The organism is Chitinophaga agri (assembly GCF_010093065.1).
Lineage (GTDB): Bacteria > Bacteroidota > Bacteroidia > Chitinophagales > Chitinophagaceae > Chitinophaga > Chitinophaga agri.
In genome coordinates, this window is sequence record NZ_CP048113.1 from 5,846,413 (window position 1) to 5,866,763 (window position 20,351).

Genomic DNA, 20,351 nt, shown 5'->3' on the forward strand with positions numbered 1-20,351 from the left:
ATTAGGAAATTAGGAATTAGGAATCGGGTATGAAGAGACAGTCTTGTTTCTTCAGTCAGCAATATTATAAGCGCTATTGATATAGAACGACATAAAATCAGATCTTATGTTTTTCACGTAAATGGCACTCACCAATTCCTGATTCCTGATTTCCTGATTCCTAATTCAATACTACATCCATTTGAATTTTTCTTCAGCTGGTTTCAGCCTTCTTCCTTCAGGGATCTGTTCATCGGTATAACCGAGATAAAAGAAGCCGAGAACTTTATCAGCTTCACCCAAGGACAGATATTCCTTCATCGCAGGATGGAAGGTCATTCCACCTGAACCCCAGTAACCAGCGAAACCTTTTTCAGTGGCACCCAGCCAGAGGTTCTGCGTAGCGCAGGCTACAGACACAATTTCTTCCACTTCAGGAATGGCCGGTTTGTTGCCTCTCTTCATACAGATAGCGATCACATGTGACGCCAGGTCTCCCTGCTGTTGCAGTTTTTCGTAGGTGCCTGGTGCGAATTTCTCCGCAGGGGTATTCGCCTTATAAATGTCTGCGTGTGCCTGACAGAAGGTCTTTACACCTTCTCCGCTGAATACAACGAAATACCATGGTTCAGTGTAGCCGTGGGTGGGAGCCCAGTCAGCCAGTTCCAGTAATTCACGTACCTGTTCATCAGGAATTCTCTTCCCGTTCATGCTCGCCGGTTTAATGTTGCGGCGCTGTTTAATAATACTAGTCAGATTTCCGTTTCCCATGCTTATGCTTGATTGTTTATATACGGGAGATAAACTCTCCGGATGTTATGCAGATAATTTTTCTTTCCAGTCTTCCGGAAGTCTGGCCACTTTACGATTGATGTAGTCAAAGAAGATCATACCTGATTTTGCTTCTGCAATGATGATCGTCTTACTGTCACGTACGGTGGTGATCCGGTAATAGATGTCGAAACCGAACGGCGAGATGTCGGCCGCACCAATAGCGATGTCGAAGATGTCGCCTTTAAAACCTTCGCCCTTATAGACGAGCGCAGCGTCGGCCATGATAAGTCCTGTTTCTGGACCACGTTCTTCAAACCCCAGGAACTCCAGGTAGTTAACCCTTGCCTGATGAATGATGGATAGGAGTGAGTCGTTGCCGACATGTCCGCCGTAATTGATGTCTGTTATCCTTACCGGTATCTGCGTGGTGAAGCCCAGCTTTTCCGGCATGTCTATTTTAACTCTTGCCATTCTTTATATGCATATTATCGGTGACTGATGACAGTACCTGTGTTCATATTGTTTAGAGACTAAGGCTTTGTTTACCTTCTTCCTTCAGGAAGGTGATCAGCTGTTGGAGGGCTTTGCTGCGATGACTGAATTTGTTTTTATCTGCCATACTCATTTCTGCGAATGCGAGATGTGAGCCATCAGGCATAAAGATGGGATCATACCCGAATCCTTTACCACCACGGGTGGAGGTGAGGATGGTACCTGGGCATACGCCGGTGAACTGAAATTCCTTTCCGCCCATAATAAGGGAGATGACAGTCCGGAAATGGGCTTTACGGTTTGTTTTGCCTTCCATTTCCTGCAGCACTTTGGCGATGTTATCTTCGGAAAGTTTCTGTTCGCCGGCATAGCGGGCAGACAGTACGCCAGGAGCACCGTCGAGTGCGTCTATTTCAAGACCAGTATCTTCGGAGAAGCAGTCTTTGCCGGTCATTTCATAAATGACAGATGATTTCTCCCTGGCGTTATCTTCCAGTGTATCGTGTGGTTCGGGAATATCTATATCGATACCGGCTTCTTTAAGTGTAATGATAGAAAAACTATCACCCAGCATAGAGCGGATTTCCTTTACCTTGTTTTCGTTATTGGTAGCAAATACAAGTGTCATCAGAAAAGAGGTATTAAGTGTCGTAAAGTAAATATCTATATACCCAGTAATTGTTTCAGGGCCATCCACAGTTTACCTTTCAGCATCTTATCCTGTGCGATGATCTGCAGATCGTCTGAACAAAGCAGCTGGCAACCATTGACTTGTAGTAGCTGGTAATTGGAGATAGCTTCCAGTCCCATAGAGGCAGGAGAGATACCAAAAAGAACGGCCTGCTTTATAGGGACGGCAGCCTGCCAGGTTGTAAAGGGCAGATCGCCGTACTGGGCAGTATTGATCAATGCAATATCGTGCATACCCAGTTTACAGGCATTTAATATATTAGTTAACAGGTTAAATAATTCTTCATTTAAGTATGCTTCGCCCGCATTTTGTATGAATAGCGCGATGTTTTTTTGATTTTCACCTAAAAATTTGACTTTAGGAGGCGCCTCCGTTACGACTGCAACAGGTTCCTTTTTCCCTGGAATGATAGGCTGGGAGTATATCCTGGCCAATATGTAAGGATCAAGCTGCAATTTATCCAAAGACATGTTTATATGTATTTAACGTAATATATCGTTCCCCTTTGGGGAAAAAATCAGTTTATTTGCATCTGACAGTGAGCAAATGTAAGAGTATTCAATTTTAGATTCAGGATTTCCGACTTTAGATTTTAAACGGGAACAGGGCCAGGAATTGAAATTCAGACACCAAAACATCTATAACATTTTTTAAAGGTCCTTATGATGGTAGACAATCCAACGACAAACGCTGTACTAGAAGAGGCAGTTAGGAAAATTAAGGTGACCCGGACGGCTCAGAGCCGGATCAATGAGATTGACTTTAACAACCTGGTATTTGGTAAAAAGTATGCCGACCACATGCTGGTGGCAGATTTTGATGGCAAAGAATGGTCAAATGCAGAGATCTTACCGTTTCAGCATATTTCTGTGAGCCCTTCCAATGCCGCCTGGCACTATGGTCAGGCCATCTTCGAAGGAATCAAGGCGTACAAGGATCAGGATGGTAATCCTATGATCTTCCGTCCGTATGACAACTATGCCCGCTTTAACACGTCCGCGGAAAGAATGGGCATGCCCGATGTTCCGGAATGGTTATTCATTGGTGGTATGGAGATGCTGATCGACCTGGACCGTAACTGGGTTCCTGCGAATGAAGGTTGCTCACTGTACCTGCGTCCATTTATGATCGCAGCAGATGAGTTTATTGGTGTAAGACCTTCTGACACCTATAAGTTCGTGATCATTAATTCTCCTTCCGGTCCATATTTTAATAAGCCTATTAAACTGCTGGTACAGGATAAATATATACGTGCTTTTCCTGGTGGTGTAGGGTATGCGAAGGCTGCCGGTAACTACGGTGGTGCTATGTATCCGACTATGCAGGCCCGTAAACAGGGTTTTGACCAGATCCTCTGGGTAGACGGTGCGGAGCATAAATACCTGCAGGAATGCGGTACGATGAACGTATTTGCTATTATTGGTAACAAAGCGATCACGCCGGACCTGACGCAGGGTACTATCCTGGCAGGGGTGACCAGGGCCAGCGTGATGGACGTACTTACTGACATGGGACTGACCGTGGAAGAACGTCCGGTATCTATAGATGAGGTGGTAGCAGCCTGGAAAGACGGTTCGCTGCGTGAAATCTTTGGTACAGGTACTGCTTCCAGCGTAGCTTATGTGGAGGAACTGCAATATAAAGAACACCAGATCCGGCTGGATACTACCAGGTATGCAGTAGGGGCTGAGTTACTGGAACGTCTGGATGCGATCCGCACAGGAAAGGCAGCCGATGTCCGTAACTGGAACTATAAAGTATCAAAACATTTATAAAGACAGTCTTAGTTGTGTTAGTTAGGGGCCATTTGCGGAAGCAGATGGCCCCTTCGCTTTTTGGTGTGTTCATAGTGGCAGGTATTCTTGTTTTTATTGCTGTCTGATCTTCATACTAACAGGGTACTTAAAGGTCACCTCAAGGGCACCAAAAGGGCACTTCAATATCCCCGGGATATTGAAGTGCCCTTTTGGTGCCCTTGAGGTGACCTTAAGAATAGCCGATCTGACACTATTTTAAAGCATAAAAAGACGACCTTTTACAGGGTAGTTTGAAAGTGTTTCATGGACAAACAGGAAATCCCAAAGCAGGTGAACCCATATAACGCTTCCAGGCATAGCTGAAGCTGGCAGCTTTACAGTATATGCTCAGCGTCCCACTTTATCATATAAGAAATGTAGATATTTACATATATGTCAGGGGAGTAAGTATATTTGTGAGCAGCCATATTTGATTGTTTCACCAGATGAAGTGCTGGAAATCAGTAGGGCACCGGCTCTGCCGACAAGTGTCAGATAGTTTCTCTGCCTAAACATTATGCATTACCACTGAAAAAGTGCATCTTTGCAGGATGACACTTTCTGCTTTTCTGGATTCCCTCAGCCAGGCAACGCCTCCCGCAGGCACTTCCCCCTACCTGGCCTCCCTGTGGTGGGATGGCAAAGGAAACTGGCAAAAGGCTCATGATATTATAGAAAACCTGGAAAGCGACACCGCTGCCTGGGTACATGCTTATCTGCACAGAAAGGAAGGCGACCGCGGCAATGCCCGTTATTGGTATTCACGCGCAGGCCGGACTATGCCGGAGGTGTCACTGGAACAGGAATGGAAAGACATCGTGACCGATCTGTCAAGTCACTAGCAGGGCAATTCCAAAAAAATGTTGAAAACATTTTGTTATTAATAGGGATAAATGTACCTTTGCCCTCCCAAATTCCCATTCTGGGTGATTTGGATGTCATTGTAAACCGACAGAAAAAAAACTTAGGTAGAATGCCTACTATACAACAATTAGTAAGAAAAGGAAGAGAAATTATCCGGGCTAAATCCAAGTCCAGGGCTTTAGATAGCTGTCCACAGCGTCGTGGTGTATGTACCCGTGTGTACACAACCACTCCTAAAAAGCCTAACTCTGCGCTGCGCAAGGTTGCTAAGGTGCGTTTGACAAACAAAGTAGAGGTGATCGCTTATATCCCAGGTGAAGGTCACAACCTTCAGGAGCACTCCATCGTGCTGATCCGTGGTGGTAGGGTGAAAGATCTGCCAGGTGTTCGTTACCACATCGTTCGTGGTTCTCTGGATACTGCAGGTGTGAAAGATAGAAAGCAGAGCCGTTCCAAGTATGGTACCAAAAAGGAAAAGGCTAAGAAATAATACATTTACAAATAGTTGAAATTTTTCAAATAAATGAGAAAGCAAGCTGCAAAGAAGATGCCTCTGGCTCCGGATCCGCGCTTTAACGACAAACAGGTTACCCGGTTTGTAAACAACGTGATGGAACAGGGCAAAAAGAGCATTGCCTTTAAAATATTCTATGACTCTATCGACAGAGTTAGCCAGATAACTGGTGAAAACGGTTACGATGTTTGGAAAAAAGCACTGGTAAACGTTACTCCTGCTGTAGAAGTTAGAAGCCGTCGTATTGGTGGTGCTACCTTCCAGATTCCTTCTGAGGTTCGTCCTGACAGAAAGATTTCTCTGTGCATGAAATGGTTGATCCGTTACGCTACTGAGAGAAATGGTAAGAGCATGGCTGAGAAACTGGCGAACGAAATCGTAGCAGCAAGTAAAGGTGAAGGTGGAGCTTTCAAAAAGAAAGAAGATACTCACCGTATGGCTGAAGCGAACAAGGCATTCTCCCACTTCAGAATCTAAATCTACTGCCGCAAGGTAGATGGTTTATAAAGATATAGGAGAAACATCCTCCGGGCTATACCGGGGGATGTTCTCTTTTTTTGTGCCCGCAACGCACCGATACCTGTTGTCGTATGCCTGCCGGACACAGATAGCCTGCTGTTCAATGTCGTTTGAACGGATAGAACAAACCATACCGGGTGTACGCTTCCATGTGTAGCCTGCCGTTGTTGAATATACCACGCTGTAAAACCTGTCTGGTGTCATCCCATCTGGTCAGTTGTGCTGGTATTTGTTCTTTTACAGATCGCTTTTACGGCGGCTGTTTCCCAATATGATGATATAGGACTTTAGTGTGTATTCGCCTGTGTACAACATTGGCGAACAGAATATCTCATGCCTGCTGATCGAAATAACTAATTCAACTCTAATAAAAAACGGCCGGACAACATGACGTCATCCAGCCGTATACGGGTGTTAGTATTACCGATGTTTATCTCACATTTACCAGTACTCTGATCGTACCGGTACCATTTCCATCAAAAGTCTCTAATGCTTTACCAATAACCTGGCCAGGTTTCACCTTGTCCAGGTCAGCTTTCATGGCATGACCAGCCTTACTGGACGTTACCAGCAGATCTCCTCTTCGAATAGCGCCGCCTTCTCCACATACCTTTGTAGGGATCACCCCGATAACGCCCATTGGCACTTTATCTGCCAGATCACTGTCGACATCTTCTTCCGTTAACAGTACACCTGGTTTGGTCGCATATACGCCTGCGACCAGGGTAGAGTAAGGTTTGGAAGACAGCTCAACAGTTCTGTCGGCATTCTCAGCGATCACCAGTACATCCCCCGGGGCGTAATGACTCACATTCCCTGTTACATCAAAAGCTTCCGCCACGTCAGCACCGCTGCTCTGTGTACCGCCGTTGAAGAATCCGCGACCAGCTTTATTGATGCGGGCTACGTTGGAGCTGCCACTCTGGAAAACAGCCACATTGCCGGAAGGGCCCTGATGGTTGATCAACATGCCGTTGCCAGTACCATTGGTGGTAATGTGTACCACCGGTTGGGCGTTAGCACTGTTAAAATTAGCGAAGCGTCCCGCTTTACCTGTACCAAAGTTGGGAACAAAGCCGGAAACCGCATTACCAGTTCCGTCACAACTGGCTTCTATACCATCGCCACTACCACCGGCGTTCGCAGTGATACCGTTACCGTTACCATCGGCCAGTGCGAGAACAGCCGGGCCATTGCCAGCAGGATTGGATGCGTAGAACAGGCCCGCATAACCACCAGTACCGGATGATTGTCCGAAAATACCAGCGGTACCGAAGTTGGCGAACTGGGAGTTTACTTCGCCTTTTACTGCGGGAGATGTACCTGTCGTCCTGTCTACAATGAAATTACCTGCAGTACCGTTACCTACTGTTTTCACTGTAATAACCGGATTTTCATTATCCTCATTAAAAATCTCAAACCGGCCTGCACGACCCTCACTGAAAGTGGGTACCCAGGCATATAATGCGGTACCTGCACCATCAATATTCGTTTCTACGCCATTACCATTTTTACCTGCATTGGCAGTGATCGCGTTACCGTTACCATCGGTCAGGGCAATCAGGGAAGCACCGTTACCGGAAGGGTTTGACGCATAGAACAGACCTGCACGACCTCCTGTACCGGAAGAGATACCGAATACACCAGCTGCACCGAAGTTGCCAAAAATGGTATTTACTTCTGCTCTCACAGCAGCACCTACGCTGTTATTGTTATCCAGCAGGAAGGAGGAGGCATTACCCAGTGTATTATCAGGAATGTTGCCATTACTGTTGCTGACAACCTCCAGGATATTCGCTTCCGTATTGTTCTGGTTGAAGTTTTCAAATTTACCAGCCATACCCGTGCTGTTATTAATACCCACCTGTCCATACACGCCTACACCTGTATTGGAGGTACTGGTAGCAATAAAACCTCTCACACCATAACCGCCACCATCATTACGGCCAACCACAGCACCAGCAATGTCGGAAGTGGTACGACCAACGATCGCTTCACCAGCGCCATTGTTATCACCAACTATGCCTGCAGAAGTCTGCTGACTTGTAATACCATGTACACCAAAGCCAGCAACCGTACTACTCAAAACACCAGTACCATTCCCGGTTGTGCTGACATTGACCACAGTACCCTGTCCTACAGTATTGACGGTCAATACATTGTTATTATTTGAATTATTATTGATAGCGATGTTGGCGGCAACACCGTTGTTAGAGGTGGCATTCAGTCCCGTACCAGTGTTACTATTGGCGTATACACCGTAGCCATTGGCACTGGCGTTACCATATACGCCCAGACCATTCGGAGTAGAGCCATACACCCCCCATCCGGAGCCGGCCTGTGAACCCCAAACGCCGATACCTAATCCACCTGAACCATTGTTGATACCGCGTACGGCACTTGAGAATCCACCAGGTGCAGTACTGTTTACAATACCACGTACGGCAGCAATGTTGGAGGTAGTGGTGTTATTGATACCTTCTACGGAAGTACCGTCGCCGTCATTGGTGATGGAAAACAGTGTAGCAGCATTGTTTTCTACAGTAGTGAAAGGCAATGTAAACCCGCCACCAGCTGCGGATGGGGCCCAGTTGGTACCATCAAACCGGAGTATCTGACCTGCCAGTGGCGCCGTATTGGAAACGCCGGTGTTCTGCAGCTTCACTACGTTGGGATTAGGATATGTACCACCCAGGTCTCCGCCTGCTGCCACACCATTGATGTCGCCAGCTGGTCCTACCGGTCCTTGCGGTCCTGCAGGTCCTACCGGGCCAATTGGTCCGATTGGCCCTACGGGCCCAGCGGGGCCTGCTACACCGGGGTCACCCTGTACACCTTGTGGGCCCACAGCACCAGCGGGACCCACCGGCCCAACAGGACCAGCGGGACCTGCTACACCGGGATCACCCTGTGCGCCCTGTGGCCCTACGGGCCCAGCGGGACCCACCGGCCCAACAGGACCAGCAGGACCAGGATCGCCTTGTGCGCCTGCAGGGCCTACGGGTCCCATTGGACCTACCGGACCAACAGCACCCTGTGGGCCTGGTGCACCTGGATCACCCTTTGCACCAGCAGGGCCAACTGGTCCTACGGGACCTGCCACACCCTGTGGGCCTGGTACACCTGCATCTCCTTTAGCACCCGCAGGTCCTGTAGCTCCAGCAGGGCCAGCAGCGCCCTGTGGGCCTTGTGCACCTGCAGGGCCGGCCGGACCTTGCGGACCAGCGGGACCCTGTGGTCCTGCGTTACCATTCGCAGCATATAAAGCATATGGTACACTGAGTAATTCGGTCGTACCGAGAGAGACGAAGCCGCTGCCTGTATTGACTTCTACTTTTACATACTGATTAGCATTCGCCCAGGGAACACCTGCAAATGTGCCGGTATTGGCGTTCCCCTTACCGATCTGTAAATTGAACAGGCCGAGAGCGCTGGTCCTTACTTCATGGGTCTCTTCGTATTGTACCGGGCCAGCAGCAGAGCCACCGAGAATGGAGATACGAACGGAGATGTCTTTATTGGCGATGACAGTGCCATTTGTGTTGCGGACAACCGCCTGGTAATTGGTACCTGCCAGCCCGTTCTGAGCGAAGGTACCTGCACAGGTAGTGACCAGCAGTATGATGAGGATATATAATTTCTTCATGATGGATGTGTTTTGTATGCTGTGACAGGGGTTATTGTTTTACAGACCTGGGTTTAACAACAGGAGCTGTATTAACAGGAGCCGTGTTAACGGGTTTGGTTTGTTTGATACTGGCAGGTGATCCGGAGAGAGCGCTGGACTTAACGGGCACGTTGATATTTTCCGATGCAGCGCCCTGAGTGGGTACAGCGATGGGAGCCGGTAGTGCAGGCTGATTGGCCCGGATATTTTTTGTTGCTTCAGTACTGCTGACCTCAGACGGATTTTTGCCTGTCACCCGGTTGGTCTTTAAAGCCTTGCCGGTGCGGGTGGTGGTATTTTGCGGACGGTAATCAGTAAACAGTTGTTCCTTCGTGGAGCGGGTTGCACGGGCCTGAGGAGCAGCTGTTGTTTTAACGTCCTTGTTCTTTTCCTGCATTCTGGCAACGTCTTCTTTAAAATGGGGGAAAAGCTTGTCACGGGTACGTTCCTGGGCCATGGTCATAGCAAGACCGGAAAAGAATAACGCAATTAGTAGCGCGTACGGTTTCATATGTCGGAATTATGTGTGATTAAGGATGGTTGATTATCGGGCGCCACCACCTACGTGATATGCGAGGGTGAACTTCAGGGTTTTCCGCTGGTACAGACTATTAGCGGTCGGCATGATATAAGCCATATCAAGGGATACCCCTTTAATACGTGTACCTATACCCGCAGCGAAGTGCTGGCGATAGCCCTTTTGCGGATGCTCGTAGAAATAACCTGTGCGGATAAACAGCTGGTGTTGGTAAGTGTATTCCAGTCCACCGGCTACGGTAAACTCTCTGATCTCTTCCTGAAAGCCACCGGGAGCATCCCAGAAGGAGGTAAAGATGGCTTCGGGCATGCTGCGGTTCGGATCTTTACCGTCGAGTATCTGGCCGGTTGGTTGCCCGTCGGCATCCAGTTCATATACAGGCGGTGAGGGAATGAGCAGTTTATTAACATCAGCGAGTATGGTGAACTGATGGTCTACAGTGTTCACGAAGGAGTAGCCGCCGCCTATACGGAGATTGGCAGGCAGGAATGCTCTACGGTCGTTGTCGTCTGTATAATTCAGTTTGGAGCCGATATTGGTGAAGGCGATACCCCAGGAGTAGCGGTTACCAGCAGGATCGCTTTTACCATAGTTCTGTGAATAGAAGCCGATATCACCGGCTACAGCGCTGGCTGGCTTTTGCTGGAGGCCATTAAAGCTGCCTTGTCCTAGGTCACTGCGGATGTAACGTAGCGTAATGGCGAGTGAATACCGCGTACCGAGTTTACGGGCGTACGAGGCGTCAATGGCGTACTCGCGTGGTTTGTAGCGTTGTAGTTCTGTACCGTTATTGTCTCGGAAGATGATGGTACCGTTAGAGAAATAGCGCATGGAGAGGCCGATACCTTCGCTATTGTCCTTGAAGTTTTTGAAGGCGGAGATATAACCCATGTTCGTGCGCTGATCACTGTTATTCAGGTCCCACATCCAGGGTGCGTAGGAGGCACTGACACCCCAGTCATCGGCAAAGACGATTTTGGCGGCATTCCCGAACAGGGAGTTCGCGTCGGGTTCCAGGCCAGTCATTGCATCACCGGTACCACTGCTGCGGGCGTCTGGGTTGACGAGCAGGAAGGCTGCACCGGTGTTGATGGTTTTAATGCCTTTCACCTGGGCCTGCAGCATGCCTGGGGCAAGCAGGCTGGCTGCGCAAAGCCAGATGGTAAAATTCTTTCTCATGATCTTTTTTTTGAGGTTATTGGATCACCAGTTTCTCTTCATACATATGTCCACCGGCTTTGAGGACCACGGTGTAGATGCCGGCGGCAAATTTGGTAACCGGTAGTGTGATCAGCACTTTACCGGCGGCGAAGGTTCTGCTTTCCTGGTGAACGACCTGTCCGCTGCTATTGACAATAAAGAACATAACAGGATTGTTGGACAGCATGTCAAACTGGAGTTTCAGTACGGACGAAGCGGGGTTAGGGTAAATGATCATGTTTACGACCACTTCGATACCCGGGGCTACGGGTGGGAGTTCTTCCGGCTGATGGAATCCCTGCGTGAGGAGCAGGGACGATTTCTGCAGGGAACTGACGGTAATTTCGCCGATTGTGTACTGGAAGAGATAGTCACCTGCGGGACCGCCACCTCCTGTACTGGCATTCACCTGCCTGTTGAGTATCAGTTGCGCCCTGGCGGCCGGGGCAGCGGCAGCGGACAGACACAACAGCAGGAGCTGTTTGTAAATAATCTTCATTTAAAGATATGTTAGGGGTGATAAATGACACGGGATAAAGCATGCCCTGAGACACACGATATACATTAAATGGGTATGGGGGTCAGGACATTAACAAGCACATATACAAATATGTTTTAAAGAAGAAAAAAATGCAATAGCAAGTTCCTGGCTGGCGGTATTAGGAGGAAAACCGGTGGGGGAAAATGGACAATTGGTTTCCAGGCAGATAAGGATGGTGGTAACGTGGTAAAATTGGTTTACCTTTGCGCCGTGAAGAGCGGGGGCTAAGCCCGTTCTGTAAAGGAATTCTTAAATATTGTTTTGGTAAATCGACCTGTTTTATTTATTGGTAAAAATCCTTTACCTTTGCCCCCCAAATTGCATTAGTAATACAGTCATTTTAATATTATGGCAGACTTAAAATTTCAAAGAAACTTTGGTATTGCGGCGCACATCGATGCCGGTAAAACCACTACCACAGAGCGTATCCTGTACTACACAGGTAAATCCCACAAAATAGGGGAAGTGCACGAAGGTGCTGCCACCATGGACTGGATGGCACAGGAGCAGGAGAGAGGTATTACCATCACATCTGCTGCTACTACCTGTTTCTGGAAATTCCCAACTACACAGGGAAAGCTCCAGCCAGATACGAAAGAATACAAATTCAACATCATTGACACTCCGGGTCACGTGGACTTTACTGTAGAGGTAGAGCGTTCCCTGCGTGTACTGGATGGTCTGGTAGCATTGTTCTGCGCTGTATCTGGTGTAGAACCACAGTCTGAGACCGTTTGGCGCCAGGCTAACCGTTACCGCGTACCACGTATCGGTTTCGTTAACAAAATGGACCGTGCTGGTGCAGACTTCCTGAACGTGGTAAAACAGGTGAAGGAAATGCTGGGTGCTAACCCTGTTCCATTGATGCTGCCTATCGGTGCAGAAGATACTTTCAAAGGCGTGGTTGACCTGATCACCATGAAAGGTATCATCTGGGACGAAGAAGGTAAAGGTGCTACTTACCAGGAGATCGAAATTCCTGCTGACATGAAAGATGAGGCAGAAGAGTGGAGAGCTAAACTGGTAGAAGCAGTTGCTGAGTACGACGACACCCTGATGGAGAAATTCTTCGAAGATCCAAATTCAATCTCTGAAGCTGAGATCCACGAAGCTATCCGTAAGGCTACTATCGATATCGCTATCATCCCGATGCTGTGTGGTTCTTCCTTCAAGAACAAAGGTGTTCAGAAGATGCTGGATGCGGTTTGCCGTTACCTGCCTTCTCCACTGGACATCGAAGCAGTAAAAGGTACTAACCCTGACACAGGTGCTGAGATCGAGCGTAAACCAGATGCGAAAGAACCATTCTCTGCACTGGCGTTCAAGATCATGACCGATCCATTCGTAGGTCGTCTGGCGTTCTTCAGGGCTTACTCTGGTCACCTGGATGCGGGTTCTTACGTACTGAACACCCGTACCGGTAAAAACGAGCGTATCAGCCGTATCATGCAGATGCACGCTAACAAGCAGAACCCTATCGATTTCATCGAAGCTGGTGACATCGGAGCTGCTGTTGGTTTTAAAGATATCAAAACAGGTGATACCCTGTGTAACGAAGACCATCCGATCGTTCTGGAGTCTATGACATTCCCAGAGCCGGTGATCCACATCGCTATCGAGCCTAAAACTCAGGCGGACATGGATAAAATGGGTCTTGCGATTGCGAAACTGGTAGAAGAAGATCCTACCCTGAAAGCAAAAACTGATGAGGAAACCGGCCAGACCGTATTGAGCGGTATGGGTGAGCTTCACCTGGAGATCATCGTAGACCGTATGCGTCGCGAGTTCAAGGTAGAAGTTAACCAGGGTGCACCTCAGGTTGCGTTCAAAGAAGCGTTCACTGGCGTAGTAACTCACCGTGAAGTGTACAAGAAACAGACTGGTGGTCGTGGTAAATTCGCTGACATCCAGGTTGAGATTGGTCCTGCTGATCCAGAATGGCTGAAAGAGAACGACGGTAAGACATTCCAGTTCGTTAACGATATCTTCGGTGGTTCCATTCCAAAAGAGTTCGTTCCTCCGGTACAGAAAGGTTTCGAGTCTGCAATGAACCAGGGTGTACTGGCTGGCTATCCGCTGGACAACCTGAAAGTTCGTCTGTTTGATGGTTCCTTCCACCAGGTTGACTCTGATGCAGTATCATTCGAGCTTTGTGCAAGAGCAGCTTTCCGTGAGGCTGGCCGTAAGGCTAAACCAGTTCTGCTGGAGCCGATCATGAAGGTTGAAGTACAGACTCCTGACCAGTACATGGGTGACGTAACGGGTGACCTGAACCGTCGTCGTGGTATGCTGGAAGGTATGGAAATGAGAAATGGTGTACAGGTGATCAAGGCTAAAGTTCCGTTGAAAGAAATGTTCGGATACGTAACTCAGCTGCGTTCAATGTCATCAGGTCGTGCGACTTCCATCATGGAGTTCTCTCACTACTCTGCAGCTCCAAACAGCATCGCTGAAGAGGAAATTGCAAAAACAAAAGGTAAAGTGAACGCTGACTGATTTCAGTAACACTTATCAGACTTATAGCAAAAAGGGATGCCGTTTGGCGTCCCTTTTTGCGTTTGTATCAGGATTGTGCAGGGAAGGATGATGCCTCGCCTGATAAGGGGAGATCAGGGCTGTATGGGGCTTTATTGTAGCACGTAGAGGGGCGTTGGCAGCCAGGCACTAAGTGAAGGACATGAATAAACATTGTTTGTAGGAGATCAACCCCGGTTTATTGGCTGGCGGGGAAGGGAATGGCGAGGTAGTGGGTATTTTATTCACGGTGGATGGAGGTTGCCAGTGGCCTGTGTTTCTAGGTTGTTTGTTGATGTGTTTTGTTCATTTTCAATAGGTTTTATTGCACGAATGTGTCAGATGGCATCAAATTTGGTTGCATATGTTAACCCACTTTAACATATTAAGAGTCATAGTGTAATGTTTTCCGGCAGCTCCTTGTAGCGGGTAATGATAATCTTAGATGGCAAGTATTTTATACAATTAAACTTCACAGAACATGAAAAAAATTCGTCTCTTAACCCTGGCGCTGGCAGCGGCATCCTTTGGCAGCACCGCAACAGCGCAGACGCAGAAAGGAAACCTGATGGTAGGTTCGGACATTACTAATTTTGGATTTAATTTTCAGAAAGAGAGCACTATTTTTCATTTTGACCTGAATCCCAAGCTGGCTTATTTTATCAAAGACGATCTGGCATTAGGAGCGTATGTAAGGTTTGGCCTTGAAACGACGGGCGGTAACGGTACGAATGTTAATTATGGAGTAGGTGCACTGGCGCGGTATTACGTGCATGATGAGAATGTGCGTAAGCTGGAGTTCTCTAAGCGTGTACGTTTCTTTGGAGAGGCGAATGCTGGTTTTGGGGGAAGTAATCCGGCGAACGGGGCGTCTACAAATGGGGTAGAACTGGGAGTTGGCCCAGGTTTATCGTATTTTATCACACCGAATGTGGCGTTGGATGCGTTATTAAAATATAATGTGATCATTGGTGGAGGTAATTCCACCACGTCGCACAACCTGGGTTTCGGGTTAGGTTTCCAGATTTTCCTGCCTACGGCGAAGGCGCGTGCTATCATGCGTGAGGAGACAGGAAAGTAAGGGCGTACGATGAGGGAATGGGCTACAATACGTTTGAACATGCTGAATGAACTGCTTGATAATGAATAGTAATGAACAGCAGTTGAATGATGATCGCAGTTTATCTTTAGTGGGTTAGCAGGGAAGGATATTCGCTGTAAACTGGGATTTGCCGAAAACCAATAAAAGAGTAGGCTCGACACCATTAACAAAGCGTATTGTTATGACATCCTCAATTCTCACCGCACTTATTGGATTTTTAAGAACAGTATTAAGGAGTTTGTAATTCCACCGACATTGTCAAAGCGTTAGGCCCCGGCGAATTGCCGGGGCTTTTTCATTACGGTACGGGAGTGAATGAGTTGTTCATTTTACGGCAGACCCTGATTTGAACAAAATGGTATAAATGACTGAAAGTGAATGAAAGTGAATATGGTGTTTAACAGCAAGCCAGTTAATTTTATGGCAGGATTAGATGATCATCTCCATTGGGATTACCGAAAACCAAGAAAAGAGTAGGTACAAACCACCAAAAAATCTAAAGTAATGGATCTGTTAAATCAATTACTGGCAACGCTCATCGCGCTGTTGAATTCTCTGCTGGGAGGTCTCTAATGATATGTCCCCAAGTTCCCGAAGGATAAGTTAACCTGCCACGAGGTTAGCTGTTCCAAATTATTGAAGAGCCTCTTTGAGTCGGGGGCTCTTCGCTTTTGTATAACCCTGTGAAATCGGCCAACGGAGTACCTGCACGATAATCAGCAGAATAGATCTGCCGGAATTTACAAAAGTTATCACTGCTATTGATCTGTTTGGATCAGTTTGTTTCAAAGCGCATCCTGGTGCTATAGTACTTAGCAATTAGGTGAGCAGGCCGGACTGGTTCCAGGTATCTGCCGTCAGGGAGTGGAGGCATTCCCTGACACCTTATATCTATGCTTTCCTCCCTGTTGGGTGCAACTGGTTTTTACCTCAGCCGTTCATTTTGAAACTCTCTGTTCATTTTTATTCACTCCATTTATTCGCCCGAACCTATTGGTAATGAATGAAATGAATGGCATGAAATTCCGGACTTGCTGGTAACTTAGAGCATGCACCTGTAAGCAGGTTGTATTTGGGATTGCCGAAAACCAAGCAACAGAGTAGGCTTAACCTTATGGAAAACCTCAACAACTATGGATTTATTGAACCAGTTATTGGCTTTAGTTCTGAACTTGCTGAATTCCTTATTGGGAAATTTGCCCATCTGAGTTTTGACAGGTTGAGAAATATTGCTTATTGCATTCCCAGACAGGACAGGCCACCGGTTCCCCGGAGGCCTGTTTCATTTTAGGGAAGTGAAATGGTGGGATAATTATCCGGCAGGAGGGGCAGGTAGGTAGCAGGTGGGGTAACACATAGCTTAACTGTTCCCGCTGCTGTATTTACCGGGGAAAAGGGCAAAACGCGGGGGCGGATGATGGCAGTCTGTACCATGAGAAACCAGTTGGTGCGGGTAGGAGGAGTTGTTAATATCTTATTCAGACCCTTTGTGGGTGTGGGGATGACAATGTGGACAAAGCATTTTTGGTATTTTATTGAAAAACAGTATTTTGCCAGCCCTCATTATAAAACTTCTTTGTGTACGATGGCGGTCTCCCAGGCTGCGCACGCACTATTCCTTATTATTTTTCCACAAAATTATTTGTGAAGTAAAAAAAACGGGTTACCTTTGCCCTCCCAAATTGTAAGGGTAAAAACAAGAAGAAGTTCATTGCATATGTCTCAGAGAATTAGAATCAAGCTGAAGTCCTACGATCACAATCTGGTAGATAAATCTGCTGAGAAGATCGTTAAAACCGTGCGTAACACGGGTGCCGTGGTAACAGGTCCAATTCCTTTACCAACTGAAAAGAAAATTTTTACGGTGCTGCGTTCACCGCACGTTAACAAGAAGGCTCGTGAGCAGTTCCAGCTTTGCACGCACAAGCGTTTGCTGGACATTTACACTTCTTCTTCCAGAACAGTAGATGCGTTGAGCAAGCTCGACCTGCCATCTGGTGTTGAAGTTGAAATCAAAGCGTAGGACATCGGCCAGGTGGGCAAAAGGTCTGCCTGATTTGATTTAATATGTCTGGTTGTTTCCTGGTATGGGTACTGTATCACCTTACCGGGGTAGAAGACAACATTTTAACAAATATAGGTCACGCCTTCTGGGTGGCCGCCCAATAAAGCATTTAAACCGCCCATCCTGGGGATAGCTAGATCCACCCCCAGGCGCTGGGTAAAATATATATAATAATGAAAGGTATTATTGGTAAAAAGATCGGCATGACCAGCATCTTCGACCAAAGTGGTAAGCAGATTGCTGTGACCATCATCGAAGCCGGTCCTTGCGTTGTAACTCAGGTAAAGACAGTAGACACTGATGGGTACAACGCTATTCAAGTTTCATTTGGTGAGAAGAAAGAAAAGAACACTCCCAAAGCTGAACTTAATCACTTCGCGAAAGCAAGCACCTCCCCTAAAAGATTTGTAAAAGAGTTCCGCAACCCGGATGTACAAAAAGCTCTTGGTGAGACCATTACCACCGAAATATTTGCAGAAGGAGAAAAAATCGAGATCGTCGGTACCTCTAAAGGTAAAGGTTTCCAGGGTGTTGTTAAACGCCATGGATTCTCTGGTGTAGGTGAAGCTACACACGGCCAGCACGATAGAAGCAGAGCACCTGGTTCTGTGGGTGGATCATCTTATCCTTCCCGCGTTTTCAAGGGCATGCGTATGGCTGGTCAGACCGGTAACGAGCAAGTGAAAGTTAAAGGTCTGAAGATCGTTAAGATTTTCCCTGAGAAAAATTATATCCTGGTAAGTGGTTCAGTTCCTGGCCACAATGGTTCAATCGTTTTAATCCAGAAGTAACATGCAAGTTGATATTTTAAATAAAGAAGGTAAGAAAACCGGAAGGACCATTGAGCTTCCTGAAGAGATTTTCGGTGTGGAACCTAACAACCACGTTATTTACCTGGCTGTAAAACAGTATCTGGCCGCTCAGCGTCAGGGTACCCATAAGGTAAAGACCAGAGCTGAAGTGAAAGGTGCTTCCCGCAAACTGCACAAACAAAAAGGTACAGGTGGTTCCCGTAAAGGTAACATCCGTAACCCGCTGTATAAAGGTGGTGGTACCATCTTCGGTCCAAAACCACACAAATATGACATTAAGCTGAACAGAAAAGTGAAAGATCTGGCGAAGATCTCTGCACTGTCTACTAAAGCGAAAGAGAACAGCATCATCGTAGTTGAAGATCTGAACTTCGATGCGCCAAAGACTAAAACCTTTGCTGGCATCCTGAACAGTCTGAACGTAAATGTTGGCCGTAAGACTTTGTTCGTACTGCCTGAGTACAACGATAATGTTTACCTGTCTCTGAGAAACATTCCAACTGTGGATAGCGTAATGCTGAGCGACATCAACACTTACGAGATCATGAACAGCAATGTTCTGGTATTCACAGAGAGTGCAGCTAAGATCCTTACCGAGGTTCCGGCAGAAGCTTAATTGTCAATATTACAAAAACACAGCTTGCGGTTAGTCCGCAACTCAAAGCTATAAAAGATGAGACTTTCAGACGTTTTAATCAAACCGGTGGTTAGTGAAAAAGTGAACAAAGCCACTGATAAATTCAACCGCTACTACTTCATCGTGGATAAAAAATCCAACAAACTGGAGATCAAAAAAGCAGTGGAAGAATTCTACGGTGTAACTGTAGCTGAAGTGAATACTGCCGTAATGCCAGGTAAGGCTAAACAGCGCTTTACTAAAGCAGGCTTCATCGCTGGTAAAAAACCTTCTTACAAAAAGGCGGTTGTTACACTGGCACAAGGAGAAACTATAGATCTGTATGCTAACATATAGTGCTCATTCCTGTTAACGCAGGATGATGGATGTATATGCAGATCACTTTTATAAACAGAACCTAGTTAAACGAACACTAGATCATGGCACTGAAGAAATACAAACCGATGACAGCCGGTACCCGTTGGAAAATAGGCAACGCGTTCGCTGAGCTGACCACGGATACCCCTGAAAAAAGCCTGCTGGAGCCTATCAAGAAATCCGGCGGTAGAAACGTACAGGGTAGAAGATCTATGCGCTACATTGGTGGCGGTCACAAACAACACTACCGTATCATAGATTTCAAACGTGATAAATACGATATTCCAGCTACTGTTAAGACTATCGAATATGATCCGAACCGTAGCGCATTCATCGCACTGCTGAACTATGCAGATGGTGAAAAACGTTACATCCTGGCTCCTCAGGGTCTGCAGGTTGGTGCTACCGTGTTAAGCGGTCCTAACGCTGCTCCTGAAGTTGGTAATGCGCTGGTGCTGAAAAACATGCCGCTGGGTACTGTTGTTCACAACATCGAATTACAGCCTGGTAGAGGTGGTGCTATCGCAAGAAGCGCTGGTACTTACGCTCAGCTGTCCAACAAGGAAGAAAAATATGCCGTACTGAAAATGCCTTCTGGCGAGCTGCGTAAAGTGTTGATCACTTGTGCTGCTACTGTAGGTACAGTTTCTAACTCTGATCACGCGCTGCAGTCAATCGGTAAAGCAGGTGCTAACCGTTGGAGAGGTATCAAGCCTCGCAACCGTGGTGTGGCGATGAACCCAGTGGATCACCCGATGGGTGGTGGTGAAGGTAAATCTTCAGGTGGTCACCCAAGATCCAGAACAGGTAAATATGCGAAAGGTCTGAAAACCAGAAAATCGCATAAGAGCTCTGATAAACTGATCATCAGCAGGAAAAACGGTAAGAAATTATAACACTTAACGCCTTAACAGTTCCGCTGATGCAGCAACGCAAAAGCGGGACTGTATAAAGCGATCTGGAATAAAAACAACAAGACATGGGTCGTTCCATAAAAAAAGGTCCTTACGTTGACCAGAAATTAGAGCAGAAAGTTGTGAAAATGAATGAAGGCACCAAGCGTACTGTAATCAAGACCTGGAGCCGTCGTTCTACAATCACGCCTGATTTTGTAGGCCACACATTTGCGGTACACAATGGTAACAAATTCATCCCTGTTTACGTGACTGAGTTCATGGTAGGTCACAAACTGGGTGAATTCGCGCCAACCCGCAACTTTAAAGGACACGCTAACAAGAAAATGTAGTAAATCGTTTGAAGTTTAAAGTTTGAGGTTTTGACTTACCTCA

The 20,351-nt window shown here is 47.0% G+C and carries 20 protein-coding genes; 12 read left to right on the forward strand and 8 right to left on the reverse strand.

All coding sequences use genetic code 11. The features are described 5' to 3' along the window. Positions 1–171: 171 nt before the first annotated feature. From GWR21_RS23430 to GWR21_RS23445, 4 genes are read right to left on the reverse strand one after another with little or no spacing between them, the layout of a single operon-like run. Entirely contained in the window at positions 172–750 is a 579-nt protein-coding gene (locus GWR21_RS23430; RefSeq protein WP_162334075.1) for a nitroreductase family protein, read from the reverse strand. A gap of 45 nt (positions 751–795) precedes the next feature. Beyond that, positions 796–1,224 (reverse strand): thioesterase family protein, encoded by a 429-nt coding sequence (locus tag GWR21_RS23435; protein WP_162334076.1) that lies wholly within the window; start codon positions 1,222–1,224, stop codon positions 796–798. Between the two features lie 52 nt (positions 1,225–1,276). Then, on the reverse strand, positions 1,277–1,873 hold the full coding sequence (gene rdgB / locus GWR21_RS23440) for an RdgB/HAM1 family non-canonical purine NTP pyrophosphatase (protein ID WP_162334077.1): 597 nt from the start codon (positions 1,871–1,873) through the stop codon (positions 1,277–1,279). A 35-nt stretch (positions 1,874–1,908) separates the two neighbouring features. Beyond that, positions 1,909–2,406 carry a hypothetical protein gene (locus GWR21_RS23445; RefSeq protein WP_162334078.1) on the reverse strand — a complete coding sequence of 166 codons (498 nt, stop codon included), beginning with the start codon at positions 2,404–2,406 and terminating at the stop codon, positions 1,909–1,911. 192 nt (positions 2,407–2,598) lie between these two features. Between GWR21_RS23445 and GWR21_RS23450 the strand changes: the two genes are divergently transcribed. The 4 genes from GWR21_RS23450 to rpsG all read left to right on the forward strand — a co-directional run bounded on the left by GWR21_RS23450 (position 2,599) and on the right by rpsG (position 5,587). Next, a complete protein-coding gene (locus GWR21_RS23450; protein ID WP_238429967.1) occupies positions 2,599–3,711 on the forward strand; it encodes a branched-chain amino acid aminotransferase in 1,113 nt (370 codons plus the stop codon). 572 nt (positions 3,712–4,283) lie between these two features. Further along, entirely contained in the window at positions 4,284–4,574 is a 291-nt protein-coding gene (locus GWR21_RS23455) for a hypothetical protein (RefSeq protein ID WP_162334079.1), read from the forward strand. A gap of 131 nt (positions 4,575–4,705) precedes the next feature. Further along, positions 4,706–5,086 (forward strand): 30S ribosomal protein S12, encoded by a 381-nt coding sequence (rpsL, locus tag GWR21_RS23460; RefSeq protein WP_012789278.1) that lies wholly within the window; start codon positions 4,706–4,708, stop codon positions 5,084–5,086. Between the two features lie 33 nt (positions 5,087–5,119). Beyond that, a complete protein-coding gene (rpsG, locus tag GWR21_RS23465) occupies positions 5,120–5,587 on the forward strand; it encodes a 30S ribosomal protein S7 (protein ID WP_162334080.1) in 468 nt (155 codons plus the stop codon). Between the two features lie 472 nt (positions 5,588–6,059). Here rpsG and GWR21_RS31725 read toward each other — a convergent pair whose 3' ends face one another. Genes GWR21_RS31725 through GWR21_RS23485 form a run of 4 tightly spaced genes read right to left on the reverse strand, consistent with a single transcriptional unit; the run spans position 6,060 to position 11,533 of the window. Continuing rightward, entirely contained in the window at positions 6,060–9,275 is a 3,216-nt protein-coding gene (locus GWR21_RS31725; protein ID WP_162334081.1) for a collagen-like domain-containing protein, read from the reverse strand. A gap of 31 nt (positions 9,276–9,306) precedes the next feature. Next, positions 9,307–9,807, reverse strand: coding sequence for a hypothetical protein (locus GWR21_RS23475; protein WP_162334082.1), 501 nt, complete (start codon positions 9,805–9,807; stop codon positions 9,307–9,309). A 33-nt stretch (positions 9,808–9,840) separates the two neighbouring features. Beyond that, a complete protein-coding gene (gene porV / locus GWR21_RS23480) occupies positions 9,841–11,013 on the reverse strand; it encodes a type IX secretion system outer membrane channel protein PorV (protein WP_162334083.1) in 1,173 nt (390 codons plus the stop codon). A 16-nt stretch (positions 11,014–11,029) separates the two neighbouring features. Further along, on the reverse strand, positions 11,030–11,533 hold the full coding sequence (locus GWR21_RS23485; RefSeq protein ID WP_162334084.1) for a T9SS type A sorting domain-containing protein: 504 nt from the start codon (positions 11,531–11,533) through the stop codon (positions 11,030–11,032). A gap of 390 nt (positions 11,534–11,923) precedes the next feature. Between GWR21_RS23485 and fusA the strand changes: the two genes are divergently transcribed. The 8 genes from fusA (at position 11,924) to rpsS (ending at position 20,308) form a co-directional block, all read left to right on the forward strand. Further along, positions 11,924–14,071 (forward strand): elongation factor G, encoded by a 2,148-nt coding sequence (fusA, locus tag GWR21_RS23490; RefSeq protein ID WP_202928986.1) that lies wholly within the window; start codon positions 11,924–11,926, stop codon positions 14,069–14,071. A gap of 499 nt (positions 14,072–14,570) precedes the next feature. Then, positions 14,571–15,170 (forward strand): outer membrane beta-barrel protein, encoded by a 600-nt coding sequence (locus GWR21_RS23495; RefSeq protein WP_162334085.1) that lies wholly within the window; start codon positions 14,571–14,573, stop codon positions 15,168–15,170. A 1,738-nt stretch (positions 15,171–16,908) separates the two neighbouring features. Next, entirely contained in the window at positions 16,909–17,214 is a 306-nt protein-coding gene (gene rpsJ, locus GWR21_RS23500) for a 30S ribosomal protein S10 (RefSeq protein WP_012789286.1), read from the forward strand. A 215-nt stretch (positions 17,215–17,429) separates the two neighbouring features. Further along, complete coding sequence (gene rplC / locus GWR21_RS23505; protein ID WP_162334086.1) at positions 17,430–18,047, forward strand: 50S ribosomal protein L3; 618 nt, start codon at positions 17,430–17,432, stop codon at positions 18,045–18,047. A gap of 1 nt (position 18,048) precedes the next feature. Further along, entirely contained in the window at positions 18,049–18,684 is a 636-nt protein-coding gene (rplD, locus tag GWR21_RS23510) for a 50S ribosomal protein L4 (protein WP_162334087.1), read from the forward strand. Positions 18,685–18,741: 57 nt separating this feature from the next. Further along, positions 18,742–19,041: a 50S ribosomal protein L23 gene (gene rplW / locus GWR21_RS23515; RefSeq protein ID WP_089809394.1), complete on the forward strand. Its 300-nt coding sequence runs from the start codon at positions 18,742–18,744 to the stop codon at positions 19,039–19,041. Between the two features lie 83 nt (positions 19,042–19,124). Beyond that, positions 19,125–19,958, forward strand: a complete 834-nt coding sequence (gene rplB, locus GWR21_RS23520) for a 50S ribosomal protein L2 (RefSeq protein ID WP_162334088.1) — start codon at positions 19,125–19,127, stop codon at positions 19,956–19,958. A gap of 83 nt (positions 19,959–20,041) precedes the next feature. After that, positions 20,042–20,308: a 30S ribosomal protein S19 gene (gene rpsS, locus GWR21_RS23525; RefSeq protein ID WP_012789291.1), complete on the forward strand. Its 267-nt coding sequence runs from the start codon at positions 20,042–20,044 to the stop codon at positions 20,306–20,308. Positions 20,309–20,351 lie beyond the last annotated feature (43 nt).